The following is a 12749-nucleotide window of genomic DNA, read 5'->3' as shown; positions in this document are numbered from 1 at the left end:
CTAAATTTAGCCTTTTTGCTTCTTTGTGGCAACAAAAGAAGTGGGGTCTGGGGCAAAGCCCCAGATATTAAAAAGAAAATATAATTTTATTTTTGACAAATCATATTGTTTAGGTATATAATAGACTTCTAGCATCAAATATTATCTTTCTTCTTTAATAAAAAATAGGCAAAATTTGATTCTGATATTATAACGCCTAATAATATTAATACTACGCCTATCAAAGCAAATATTGTAATATTTTCATTTAATATTATTTTTGAAGCTATAAGTGTTATTATTGGTATGAAATATATATAAGTATTGTTTCTCACAGCACCCAAAATCTTTGTAGAATATGTCCAAGCTATAAAGCATAAAGTACATGCTGCAAATGATAAAAATAAAAAGTTTATAAGATTTATGGGTTTTATATAATCTCTAATATTAACATCAAATCCCACAAAAAACATTATTGGTATCATAAATATTATTCCGTACATAAATGTCTTTTTTGTTATTGTAACAGAGTGAAATCCCATATCGCCTATCATTTTTATAAGTACAGAATAAAGCCCCCACATAACAGCAGCAAGAATGGCGAGCATATCTCCTAGAGGATTTATTTTTAATATAAACTTTCCATTAAATGTTATAACTGCTATTCCTACTATAGCAAATATAAAGCCTATAATAAAATTTATTTTTAATCTTTCTTTTAATATTAAAGACGAAAAAATACCAGTAAATAAAGGACCTACTGCCACCAAAATTCCTACATTTGAAGCAAGAGAATAATTTAATGCCATGTTTTCAAATAGATAGTAAAGCGTTATACCTGTTATTCCAGCAGCTGCAAATAATGCTTCTTCTTTTTTTGAGTAGATTTTATTATTTTTAGGATATATTATCATTAAAAGTATAAAACCTAATACAAATCTGCTTAAAAGAATTTCTATAGGTGAAAAATCATTTAATAATATTTTAGTAGAAATAAAAGTTATACCCCAAATTAATACGCTGAAAATAGTTCCAGCATAGGCTTTTGTTTTTTTATTAATAAACATGGTTGTCTTTTCCATTTCTTAAATGCTTTTAAATTATTTAGAAGAATCCTTTATTATATTTTTTATATATTCATCATCTTCCATCACATTTGGAGATTTTTTTTCTTTTGATTCTTTCTCACTTTTATCAGCACATGATATTAATAATAATAGCATTATTATACTTAATAAACAATATACTTTTTTTATCATTATTTAAAATTTCCCGTATAAAAGTTTTACTATATAAAACAGAAAAGTAAAGAAAATATAAAATTAAAATTATTTTATTATTAAAAGAGTTTGACAAAATATATAAATATAATATTATTAACACTATTAATTAACATAATATTTTTAAAAATAAATTATAAAAGGATATATAAAATATGAGAAAATATTTATTATGTTTTGCCTTGATTTTAGGATTTTTATTAATGGTATCATCATGCTCTAAAAACGGTTATGATAATATTAATATAAAAAAGGCATTAGATTTAATGAGCAAATCTACAAATTTGGTTCTCTTAGATGTAAGAACTCCAGAAGAGTATATGTCTGGAAGTGCTCCTAATTCAATTAATATCGATGTTTTAAATACTGATTTTACAAGTAAAATAAATCTTTTAGATAAAAATAAAGAGTACATAGTATATTGCAGAAGCGGTAACAGATCCACTGTAGCCTCAGCTATAATGTTTACAAATGGTTTTCTTCATGTATATAATTTGGCTAATATTAATTATACAGATTTTGTGAATGCTATACTAACTAATCAGAATTAATTTTTATAATTAAAAAACAACAAAAAATAAAGCAAGGAGTTTTTTCCTTGCTTTTTGTTATTATATATATTTTATTTTTATTATGCAGTAATTTCTTCTATATCTTCTATTGCATTTTGAATATTATCGAATATCTTTATTTTTTTATGAGCTTCTAATGATTTTACAGACCATTTCGCATATTCATTTAATCCAGTAAGTATCATTTTTCCTCCTCTAAACTCAAGTACCTTCTGAGTTTCAAGCATTAGATATATGGCATTGGATATAATATATTTTATACTGTTTCTGAAATATATTATAATATTTTTGCTTCCATTTTCTAAAAGTCTATTTAATGTACTATAAAGTTCATTGTACATTTTTTTATTAATATCTTTTTCTATTATAAGAATAATATTTTTATTATTTTTGATGCAGTATTCTTTTATATAATTATTTTTCATAAACTTTAATAATCTCCTCTAATTATAATAAATTTCCGCCTTTTTTGAACATATCAACTTTTTCTTTTAAAGTATCATATAGTCTCAAAAAACTAGGCAGAGATAAATATACAGCAGCTTCTACATCTACAACTCCTTCTTTACGCATCTCATTTCCAAGAAGAAGCACTATCTCTTCATCATTCTGTATGATTGCACTTCTATTACTATATATGCTTTTATATTTTGACATATTATATTTAGTATTATCTATTCTTTTCATTTTCATAGTTAGCCTCCTAAATGTATATGGTTTATTTTGATATATAATGTGATTTGTTTAATAGTTTATTCTATTTTTTAAATATACTTTATATTTAAAATAAGTCATTAATGTGAAGTAATATATAGTTCCTATAATTAATAAAAATTATATATATAGATAAAAAATTCGAGTTTCATACTCGTTTTTTAGCGAAAATGAGTATGAATTTTTTGTGATTTATTAAAAATAATGATTCCAAATAAAAAATAAAATGCTTGTTTTTTATGTTTTTTTATTATATCATATAATATTAGTATAAATTATACCGACTTTATTTAAGGACAAATAAAAATATCTATGAAAAAAATAATACTTTTTATTATATTATTATCCATATCATTATCTTCAATAACATATACTCAAATAATGACCCCCGAGAGAGTTGTCAGCATGATATCCAATAGATTCTCAAAAATAAACGGATTTTCTGCTAATTTTGTAGAACGTAACGGAGAAAAATTATCCTACGGCAAACTAATAACTAAAAATCCTAATTTATTTAAAATGGAGTATACAAGCGGAGCTAACGGACAGTCAATATACTGCAATGGTGAGACTTTATGGATAATTTTCCCTAGAAATAATGTTGTAGCAGAGCAGAAACTCAATTATGGTGATTCTGGGGCTATTTATACAGCAGAAGGCATATTAAGACTTACAAGTAAATTTAATATAGATTTTTATAATGAACGTGAATTAGTATCTATTAATAGTTTTAAAGACTCTGAACTCGGTATTGCAAAATATAATAGTGCATCTTATGCAGGCAATGATAACAGAAGAGCATATCATATGCTTTTGACATCTAAACAGGCTAGTGTAGACAGAACAGGCTTTACAAAAATACATTTATGGGTAGATGATACTGGTATGATTATAAGAATATTAGGAATAACTACAACTAATGTTCCAGTGGAGTATTTATTTACAAGTATAAGATATAACCCAAAATATGAGGACGGAAACAAGGATTTTGAACCAGTAATAGAAGAAAATATGCAAGTATTAAAAGATGGTTTAGTAGCAAATAATTAATTAAGGATTTATTAGGGAAATTTATATGGAAACTATTGGTCAAATATTAAAGAATGCTAGAGAGAAAAAAGGGCTTACAATAGAAGAATTAGAGGCTTCTACTCATATAGTTGCCAGATTTATAAAAGCATTGGAAAATGAAGAATTTGATGTATTACCAGGTGAAATATATGTTAAAGGATTTATAAAGAATCTAAGCGACAAATTATCATTAGATGCCAATATGGTTTTGGAGAGATATAATTTACAGAAAAATGGCATAAAATCAGAACAGGATCTATTAAAAAATACTAAAACTACTAAAAATGTAAAGAAAACAAAAGAAAATACTGAACAGGATAACAGTAAAGAAAAAGAAAATCAGCCTCCTGCTAAAGAAAGCCTAAAAGATGTAATAAATACAGAAAAAAATGAAGAAAAAACTATAAAAGAAACAAATAAAAAAAATAAAAATATAAATTCTAGTAATGCTGAAGCTGATTTGCTTTTTATGGCAAAAAGAGATCTCTATAAATTAAGAAGCAAAAACAGATCAGTAATTCCTACAGTAATTATCATACTTGCTGTAATTGTAGTTCTTGCTGTTATATTTGTTAATAGAAATAATATATTGGGCTTTTTTACTTCAAACAAAAAACAAAACAGAAATGAAACAGAAATATCCAAAAATATAGTTGACAGCAAGGCAAGACAAAGTGTTAAAGTAGGTGATGTTATATATTTTAAGCCTCTAGGCATATCAGCTACTATAAGATTTAATACTATAGGCAATGTTGTTCATATTAATGTAAATGGTCAGGATTTATCATTTTCTAAGAGCAATCCTATAATATTGGATTTAAACGGCAATGGTATAAATGATTTTAAGATAAGCGTCATAGAAGTTTATGATAATTCTGCTACAGTTGAAATGGAAAGGCTTGAAGAAAATCAGATGGTTAATACAGGATATAATTCCGAAATAGATCAGGCTGAATTAAACAGTACCAACTATAATAATACAGTTTCTACTAATCTTCTTGTTATAAACGGAGAGACTTATATAGAACAGGATACAGAAAAAGTTGATATCAGAATAGAGATAACAGCTAAGCATTTTGTATATGTAAGATATTTTATAGATTCCAACAGACCTGCTACAACAAATCTTTTAAGCGGAAAGACATTGTATTTAGAGGCTAAAGATGTTGTTATGCTTACTATAGGTAATGCTGGAGAGGTGGCAGTTAAAGTTAATGGAAAAACTATTAATGTAGGCGGTGCAGGAGAGACTGTTAATAAGACTATAAAATGGATTAAGAATCTTAATGATTCTACTAGATATAATCTTGTTATGTCAGATACTAAATAATATTTTTATAAGAAATTATTAAATTGTTATAGTTTTTTTATAAATATATTGTAAATTTATTAAGTTAGGTAAATTTATTTAGAAGTAATATTTATCAATATAAGTTTATGTGATACAAAGTTTAATATAAAGGATAATTAATTGAAGAATATATATTTACATAGTTTGGGCTGTGAGAAGAATACGGTTGACGGAGAGCATATATTAGCTATTTTACAAAAAAATGGATTTAATGTTACAAATAATCCAGAAGAGGCTGATGTTATAGTTATAAATACTTGTGCTTTTATAGAGGATTCAAAAAAAGAATCTATTGATGCTATATTTGACCATTCTATGTACAAAAAATACGGAAAATGCAAAAGACTTATAGTATCCGGATGTATGAGTGAAAGATATAAAGATAATTTTCTTGATATGTTCAAAGAGGTTGATGCAGCTATTGGCATACATGATTTGGAAAAGATATTGGAAGCTGTAAATAAAGACGGTTTTCATGACGGAGAAGACAATACAGAATATAAAGAGTATGGGGATAGATTAAATACAGGTTCTAAATACAGTGTTTATATAAGAATAAGCGACGGCTGTCATGCCAAGTGCAGTTTTTGTGCTATACCGAATATTAGGGGAGAGCATAGAAGCAGAAAGATTGAAGATATAGTTAAAGAAGCTGAGAATTATGCCAAAAATGGTGCTAAGGAAATTAATTTAATAGCACAGGAGACTACATATTACGGACATGATATTTATAAAAAATTAGCTTTGCCGGATTTGCTTAAAGAACTTTCAAAAATTGAAGGTATTGAATGGATAAGAGTATTATATCAGAATCCTGTTGTATTAAATAATGAGATAATAAAAGCATTTTTTACTATAGATAAAGTTGTTCCTTATTTTGATATACCTTTGCAGCATGTTGATGAAGAAATACTTAAAGATATGAACAGAGGAAAAAGAGCCTACAAATTTTACAGAAATATGATAAATAGAATAAGAAGCTATGATGAAAATGCTGTAATAAGAACTTCTTTAATAGTGGGCTTTCCAGGTGAAACTAAAGAGAGTTTTAGGAAATTAATAAAGTTTGTAAGAAGTGCTAAAATAGATAGGGTAGGTGTGTTTACATATTCTGAAGAGGAGAATACAAAGGCATTGACTATAGATAAGCCTAAAATAAGCAGAAACAAAAAGATGATGCTTAGAGAAAGACTTATGAGGGCTGCTATAGAGGTTTCTGAAGAGAGACTTGAAAGATTTATAGGAAAGACTATAGATGTATTAATAGAAGAGAAAGAAGATGATAATAAGTTTATAGGCAGAAGTAAATACGATGCTCCAGAGGTTGACGGCTGTGTTGAAGTTTATAATGAAAATAATTATGATATAAATATAGGCGATATAGTTAAAGTTAATATTACTCATCATACAGAATATGATTTAATAGGTGATTTGGTTAAATAGTTTTAGGAGGATTATTTATGAAGAAGAAAAATAATAGTGAAGAAACTAAAGAAAATCAGGAAAAATATAAAGACAGAGAAGATGCTTTCAGGGCATATTTTGAAATAATTACTAAGATAGTTTATACGCTAAATTTGATATCCGACAGAAATGATATGACTAGAAGATTATCCAGCAATATTGACAGAGCTTTAGGATATGAAGATGAAATGGTTACTAATAATGAAAAAGCTGTCAATAATGCTAATGAGGTAGATTTGCTTGTTAATTCATTAAAGGGAGATGTAAGAAAAATATCTAGTTTTAAGAAATATAATTTTAATATAGAAAAATTTATAGCTGAGAGAGAACTTAATTTAGATGAGAGATTTATATTGTATTCGGTTTTAGTATATACAATTTATGGGGATTCTATGTCTGCTATATCTATCAGACGTATACTAGAACTTATTACTTTAAATTCAGATATATATATAAATAAATATCATTATTTTGATCCTAAAAGTAAATTAATGTCAAGCGGTATATTTGCTTTATCTCATGAACCATATCCAAGCGGCGGTATATTAGAGATATCAAATACTCTTATAACATTTATTAACTCAAAGATTATTTTTGCTTTTTTGGAGAAAGATAATTATAGTATTATAGAAGGAGTTATAAACAGCGAAGAAGTTATAAGAAAATATACATTAGAAAATAAAGCAGGCGGTAAGAAAAAATCATCAGATATACTTACCCCAAAAGAAATAGTAGCAGAACTTGATAAAACAGTTATAGGTCAGGACGAGGCTAAAAAAGCATTGGCAGTACATGCATATCTGCATTGTCTTAGAATAAGCGGAAATAAAGAAATACCTTTCAGGTCTAATATACTTATGATAGGACCTACAGGTGTTGGAAAAACTTATTTGGTAAAGACATTAGCCGATATTTTAGGTCTTCCTTTTGCCCGTGCTGATGTTACTACACTTACAGAAACAGGATATGTAGGAGATGATGTAGAGGTTGTTTTGTACAATCTATATAGGAAGGCTAATGGGGATTTGGAGCATGCTCAGCATGGTATAGTATTTTTAGATGAAGTTGATAAGATAGCGAAGGCGGATGCACATCAGTCTACTACAGGCAATCCTTCAGATAAGGCTGTTCAGGAGGCTTTGCTTTCTATGATGAATGGGGAGGATATAAGAGTTCCAGAGTTCGGCGATAGGCGTATGATGCATTCAAGCGACGGCATACTTATGAATACTAAAAATATATTATTCATATTCGGCGGAGCTTTTGTGGGGCTTGATGATATTATAAAAATGCGTTTGAAAGGAGAAAACAGCTTAGGTTTCGGTTCTAATGCGGTTATTAATAAACTTCAAAAGGATAGAATATTAAGCCAAGTTGATGTTAAAGATATAGAAAAATATGGTATGATACCAGAGTTTATAGGAAGAATACCTATAATTGTAACTTTAAATGAGCTTACGAAGGAAAATTTAAAAGATATCTTGACAAAAACTTCAGAATCTCCTATTATAAAATATACAGACTTTTTTAGGAGTATAGGTAAAAAACTTACTGTAACCTCAGAGGCTATCAATTTTATAGTTGATAAGGCTTCTAGTATGAATATGGGGGCAAGGTCATTAAAAAGTATAGTAGAAACAGCAATGGTTAATATACTTTTTAATTTGGACGGCATAAAAGGCAGCACTCTTACTCTTACTAAATATGATATAGAGTGTGCATTTAACGAGAAAGAGGCAGTAAACTCAGGAAATGATAAAAAGAAAACAGATGGTTCTAATAAGAATTTTGTTAAAGAAAGTTATATGGCCTGATTTTACTTAAATGTTATTGTATTTGTTATAAATAATGTGTATATATTATTTTAAGAACAGATAATTGGAGTTTGCAGAGATGATAGAAACTAAAGAAAAAGAATTATTAAAAGATTATGAACTTATAGAGGCACATAAAAAAGGCGACAGCGAAGCATTAGATTTATTGTTAACTAGATATAAAAATTATATATTTAATTTGTCATATCGTTTCATGCATAATTATGAAGATGCTATGGATTTAACACAAGATGTACTTATACGTGTTTACAAAGCTATAGACAGATATGAAGAACGTAATTATTTCAAAGGCTGGCTATATCGTATAATAAGCAATACAGCTATAAATATGTATTCTAAAGCTTATAGAAGAGAGTCGCCGTATTTAGAAAAGTTAGAGGTAGTAGATGATAAGAGGTATAATACCGAAAAAGAATATGAGAGGATATACCTTCAGGAGAAAATATACAATGCCTCTACAAAATTAAAAGGAAAACAGAGAGATGTCTTTATATTGAGATATTATGAGAATTACTCATATAAGGAAATAGCTGATATTTTAAATATATCAAGCGATTCAGCTAAGAGTAATTATTCTTATGCCCTTAAAAAAATGAAATCGCTATTAGAAAAAGAAAGGACTCTTTTATGAAATTACATGAGATGATGCAATTTAAAAGCAAAATTGAAAGAAGAAAACATTATTTCGATTTGCCTAGTTTGCCTGATAGAGAATGGCAGTATATGCTTCAGAGAGCTAAAATGGAAAGTTCCAAAAAAAATGAATTTAATCCTTTTTATGCCTTTATGTGTTCTGCTAGGCTTTCTTTTGCTCTGTCTTCGGCAATAGTTTTAGCATTGGTATTATCATTACTATATTCTAATCCTCAAGATGATACTAATACTAAGACAAATACTGCATCAACTGCTAGAACTAATATAAATGTTGTTAATGTATCTAATAGCAGTTTTATTTAAAATACAAATTGTTATTAATACTTTTATATCTTAGCACCATTATATATTAAATCTATGATTTTATCAGGCTTTAATTAATAATAGTATTTCTATTATAGCCGATAATAATAGCTATTAAATTAAAAATTATAAAAATAATTATATATAATGTTATATATAGGATTGTAATATGTTTCAATTTCATTTAACAAGTAAAGCAAAAAAGGTTATAGAACTATATGCTCAGGAAGAAGCTAAAAGATTAAATCATGATATGGTTACTCCAGAGCATATTCTTTTGGGGCTTCTTCATGAATCAGAGGCTTTGGCTACACGTGTTTTACTTAGATTGAAAATTGATTTGGATAGATTAAAACTCGAACTTGAATCTGCTATGGTTAAGTCTTCATCTACAAAAGTATTTGGTACATTGCCTACTGCTCCTAGAGTGCAGAAACTTATAAGCAGGTCGGCAGAAGAGGCAAGGGCTTTAAGTCATAACTATATAGGTACAGAACACTTACTTCTAGGGCTTTTAAGAGAAGAGGGAGGTACTGCTTATAATGTACTTACTAGCATGGGGCTTGAACTTACTATATTAAGACAGGAAATATTAAAAATGCTTGGTGTGGCTGGAAGTAATATATCTTCTTCAGAGCAGACTCATCAAGATGAAACAGTAAAAAAAGTAAAAACACCTACATTAGATCAGTTTGCCCGCGATTTAACTAAATTAGCACGTGATAAGGCTTTGGATAAAGTTATAGGAAGAGAAAATGAAGTTATGAGAGTAGTGCAAATACTCTCAAGAAGAAAAAAGAATAATCCTATACTTTTGGGTGAGCCCGGTGTTGGTAAAACGGCTATAGTTGAAGGTTTGGCAGAGAAGATAGTAGCTGCTGATGTACCTGATATACTTCTTAAAAAACGTGTATTGACTCTTGATTTGTCATCTGTTGTGGCAGGTACTAAATATAGAGGTGAGTTTGAAGAGAGAATAAAAAATATAGTTTTAGAAATTAAAAAAGCAAATAATATAATAATATTTATAGATGAGCTTCATACATTAATAGGTGCTGGAGGAGCTGAAGGTGCTTTAGATGCTGCTAATATGTTAAAACCTGCTCTTTCACGAGGAGAAATTCAATGTATAGGAGCAACTACAATCAATGAATATAAAAAATATATAGAAAAAGATGGTGCTTTAGTTAGAAGATTTCAGCCTATCAATGTTGAAGAACCTAGCATAGAGGATACTATAGAGATATTAAACGGCATAAAATCAAAATACGAAGAACATCATAAAGTAAAATATACTGATGAAGCTATCAGTGCTGCTGCCGTTTTAAGTAAAAGATATATTTCAGAAAGACATTTGCCTGATAAAGCTATAGATTTGATAGATGAAGCTGGTTCAAGAGCAAGACTTATGAATATGACAAGACCTCAGGAGTTTAAAGATTTAGAAAAGAAAATAGAGGAACTTAATCAAGAGAAAAAGAATGTTGTTGATAATCAGAACTTTGAAGAGGCTGCCAAAATAAGAGATGAAATTACTGCTTTGCAGGAAGAGCTTGCCAAGAAAGAAGAAAAATGGCGTGAAGAAAGAGAAAAAATTGAAACTTATATAGAAGAAGATGATATAAGACATGTAATATCAGAAATAACTAATATACCTATAAAAAGACTTTTAAACTCAGAAAGCAAAAGACTTATAGATATGGAAGAAGAACTTCATCAGAAAGTTGTAGGTCAAAAAGAGGCAATAGCTTCTATATCGAGAGCCATAAGAAGAAGCAGGGCAGGGCTTAAAACTTCTAAAAGACCGCTTGGAAGTTTTATTTTCTTGGGACCTACTGGTGTTGGAAAAACTGCTTTAGCTAAGGTACTTTCAGAGTTTATGTTTGGAGACAGCGATGCACTTATAAGAATCGATATGAGTGAGTTTATGGAAAAATTTGCTGTAAGCAGACTTATAGGAGCTCCTCCTGGATATGTTGGTTATGAAGAAGGCGGCGGACTTACTGAAAAAGTAAGAAGAAAACCTTATTCTCTTATACTTTTTGATGAAATAGAAAAAGCTCATCCTGATGTTACTAATATACTTTTACAGGTGCTTGAAGAAGGACAGCTTACTGATAATTTTGGAAGAAAGGTTGATTTTTCTAATACTATAATTATAATCACAAGCAATTTAGGTGCTAGGGATATAGTTAAGGGCAGTTCTTTAGGATTTAATGCTGTTGGAAGCGAAAAAGATACTAATGATATCAAAAATTTTGCTTTGGAAGAATTAAAACAAAACTTTAATCCAGAGTTTTTAAATAGAATAGATGATATTATAGTTTTCCATACCCTCACTAAAGATGATCTTAAAGATATCATTAATATAATGCTTAAAGAATTGAATGAAGCTATTAAAGAAAGAAATATAGTGATCAATTTGACTGAAGAAGCCAAAAGCTATATTATAGATAAAGGCTTTGATAAGAAGTATGGTGCTAGAAGTTTAAGAAGAGCTATACAAAAAGAAATAGAAGATTATGTGAGTACAGAAATATTGTTTGGTAATATAGAAGAGGGTGATATTATTAATGTTGATGCTAATGATGGCTCTTTGATATTTTCTTATACTAAGTCAGTTAAGACTGAAGATAAGGAATTATCCAAAAGTTAGTTAACATACTCCTATAAATATTTAAGACGCTTCAAAATTGTATTATAATTTTGGGGCGTTTTTTAATTGCTTGTTTCTGCTATGTTAGTAAATATTTTTATTACTTTATAATTGGTATAATCTTTATCTACTGTATAATTAATCCTTATTATATTAGGACGCATATTGGTATATATATATATTCTATATTTATTACGATATTCTTTATTTCATTACCTTCGTTTAGATTATCTCTCCATTCCATTTCTGTTTTTCTCATTTCGCCTATATTTAAACTTTTACTTATTGGTATTAAGTTATCAATATTAGGAGATCCACCGAATTGTCTGCCTATAATATGTCCGCCTTGATCATAGCCTTTTATGCCATAAAGCTCTACTATTTTTCTTTGGGCATAATTATTCCTTTTAGCATTAGAAAGTATTAAAGTATTTTTTCTTGTAACTTTATATATTCTTGATAGGGTATCGGTATTATATTCTGTGCCGTCTATATTGTATTTTATATTTGGTTTTAAATATTATACTCTGTCTATTTTTATAAAATGAGATTTATCATTGTTATCTCTTATATTGTATATCATATTGGTTTTGCATGAAGGCAAAAAGAATATAACCATTAAATAAAAAATATATTTTTTCATCATTATATAATTTATTATCAATTATTTTAATTAAGATATTATAATTAATATTTGACCGTATACAACATTTTAAAAGATGACTTTTATATTTTTTTAAGTATAAATTCATCTTATATTTGGTATTATTTGGTATATACTGAAAATTTTTAAGTTTGTCAATTTTTTAATTTATGGTATAATCAAAATATGGATTTTAATTTAACAGACGAAGAAATAAAATTTTTGAA

Annotated in this window: 13 protein-coding genes; 8 read left to right on the top strand and 5 right to left on the bottom strand. The window is 27.9% G+C overall.

Annotation, left to right across the window (positions count from 1 at the left end; translation table 11 throughout):
• Positions 1–134: 134 nt before the first annotated feature.
• Both Q1X91_RS04950 and Q1X91_RS04945 read right to left on the bottom strand, forming a co-directional pair.
• Positions 135–1046: a DMT family transporter gene (locus Q1X91_RS04950; RefSeq protein WP_300753977.1), complete on the bottom strand. Its 912-nt coding sequence runs from the start codon at positions 1044–1046 to the stop codon at positions 135–137.
• A 33-nt stretch (positions 1047–1079) separates the two neighbouring features.
• Positions 1080–1238 carry a hypothetical protein gene (locus Q1X91_RS04945; RefSeq protein ID WP_300753941.1) on the bottom strand — a complete coding sequence of 53 codons (159 nt, stop codon included), beginning with the start codon at positions 1236–1238 and terminating at the stop codon, positions 1080–1082.
• Between the two features lie 176 nt (positions 1239–1414).
• On the opposite strand from Q1X91_RS04945, the gene Q1X91_RS04940 reads away from it, so the two are divergent.
• Positions 1415–1810, top strand: a complete 396-nt coding sequence (locus Q1X91_RS04940; RefSeq protein WP_300753939.1) for a rhodanese-like domain-containing protein — start codon at positions 1415–1417, stop codon at positions 1808–1810.
• Between the two features lie 80 nt (positions 1811–1890).
• On the opposite strand, the gene Q1X91_RS04935 is transcribed toward Q1X91_RS04940, so the two are convergent.
• A complete protein-coding gene (locus Q1X91_RS04935) occupies positions 1891–2256 on the bottom strand; it encodes an STAS domain-containing protein (protein WP_300753938.1) in 366 nt (121 codons plus the stop codon).
• A 22-nt stretch (positions 2257–2278) separates the two neighbouring features.
• Complete coding sequence (locus Q1X91_RS04930; protein WP_300753934.1) at positions 2279–2524, bottom strand: hypothetical protein; 246 nt, start codon at positions 2522–2524, stop codon at positions 2279–2281.
• 333 nt (positions 2525–2857) lie between these two features.
• On the opposite strand from Q1X91_RS04930, the gene Q1X91_RS04925 reads away from it, so the two are divergent.
• From Q1X91_RS04925 to Q1X91_RS04895, 7 genes are all read left to right on the top strand, one after another.
• Positions 2858–3595 (top strand): outer membrane lipoprotein carrier protein LolA, encoded by a 738-nt coding sequence (locus tag Q1X91_RS04925; protein ID WP_300753932.1) that lies wholly within the window; start codon positions 2858–2860, stop codon positions 3593–3595.
• A gap of 25 nt (positions 3596–3620) precedes the next feature.
• Positions 3621–4946 (top strand): helix-turn-helix domain-containing protein, encoded by a 1326-nt coding sequence (locus Q1X91_RS04920; protein ID WP_300753930.1) that lies wholly within the window; start codon positions 3621–3623, stop codon positions 4944–4946.
• A 141-nt stretch (positions 4947–5087) separates the two neighbouring features.
• Positions 5088–6410, top strand: a complete 1323-nt coding sequence (gene rimO / locus Q1X91_RS04915; protein WP_300753928.1) for a 30S ribosomal protein S12 methylthiotransferase RimO — start codon at positions 5088–5090, stop codon at positions 6408–6410.
• Between the two features lie 17 nt (positions 6411–6427).
• Positions 6428–8245: an ATP-dependent Clp protease ATP-binding subunit ClpX gene (clpX, locus tag Q1X91_RS04910; protein WP_300753927.1), complete on the top strand. Its 1818-nt coding sequence runs from the start codon at positions 6428–6430 to the stop codon at positions 8243–8245.
• Between the two features lie 79 nt (positions 8246–8324).
• Complete coding sequence (locus Q1X91_RS04905) at positions 8325–8897, top strand: RNA polymerase sigma factor (RefSeq protein ID WP_020005064.1); 573 nt, start codon at positions 8325–8327, stop codon at positions 8895–8897.
• A complete protein-coding gene (locus Q1X91_RS04900; protein WP_300753923.1) occupies positions 8894–9223 on the top strand; it encodes a hypothetical protein in 330 nt (109 codons plus the stop codon). The genes Q1X91_RS04905 and Q1X91_RS04900 overlap by 4 nt, the downstream gene beginning before the upstream one ends.
• Positions 9224–9392: 169 nt before the next feature.
• Complete coding sequence (locus Q1X91_RS04895; RefSeq protein WP_300753921.1) at positions 9393–11879, top strand: ATP-dependent Clp protease ATP-binding subunit; 2487 nt, start codon at positions 9393–9395, stop codon at positions 11877–11879.
• Between the two features lie 148 nt (positions 11880–12027).
• Here the strand turns inward: Q1X91_RS04895 and Q1X91_RS04890 are convergent, their stop codons facing one another.
• Positions 12028–12333, bottom strand: a complete 306-nt coding sequence (locus Q1X91_RS04890; RefSeq protein WP_300753976.1) for a DNA/RNA non-specific endonuclease — start codon at positions 12331–12333, stop codon at positions 12028–12030.
• Between the last annotated feature and the right edge of the window lie 416 nt (positions 12334–12749).

Origin of the sequence: uncultured Brachyspira sp. (genome assembly GCF_949287625.1) — a bacterium.
Lineage (GTDB): Bacteria > Spirochaetota > Brachyspiria > Brachyspirales > Brachyspiraceae > Brachyspira.
This window is presented reverse-complemented; position numbering and strand designations above follow the sequence as displayed.

Coding starts and splice junctions, on each gene's coding strand:
- Q1X91_RS04905 (WP_020005064.1), top strand. CDS start 8,325: ATGATAGAAACTAAAGAAAAAGAATTATTAAAAGATTATGAACTTATA.
- Q1X91_RS04930 (WP_300753934.1), bottom strand. CDS start 2,524: ATGAAAATGAAAAGAATAGATAATACTAAATATAATATGTCAAAATAT.
- Q1X91_RS04940 (WP_300753939.1), top strand. CDS start 1,415: ATGAGAAAATATTTATTATGTTTTGCCTTGATTTTAGGATTTTTATTA.
- Q1X91_RS04900 (WP_300753923.1), top strand. CDS start 8,894: ATGAAATTACATGAGATGATGCAATTTAAAAGCAAAATTGAAAGAAGA.
- clpX (WP_300753927.1), top strand. CDS start 6,428: ATGAAGAAGAAAAATAATAGTGAAGAAACTAAAGAAAATCAGGAAAAA.
- Q1X91_RS04950 (WP_300753977.1), bottom strand. CDS start 1,046: ATGTTTATTAATAAAAAAACAAAAGCCTATGCTGGAACTATTTTCAGC.
- Q1X91_RS04925 (WP_300753932.1), top strand. CDS start 2,858: ATGAAAAAAATAATACTTTTTATTATATTATTATCCATATCATTATCT.
- Q1X91_RS04935 (WP_300753938.1), bottom strand. CDS start 2,256: ATGAAAAATAATTATATAAAAGAATACTGCATCAAAAATAATAAAAAT.
- Q1X91_RS04920 (WP_300753930.1), top strand. CDS start 3,621: ATGGAAACTATTGGTCAAATATTAAAGAATGCTAGAGAGAAAAAAGGG.
- Q1X91_RS04945 (WP_300753941.1), bottom strand. CDS start 1,238: ATGATAAAAAAAGTATATTGTTTATTAAGTATAATAATGCTATTATTA.
- Q1X91_RS04895 (WP_300753921.1), top strand. CDS start 9,393: ATGTTTCAATTTCATTTAACAAGTAAAGCAAAAAAGGTTATAGAACTA.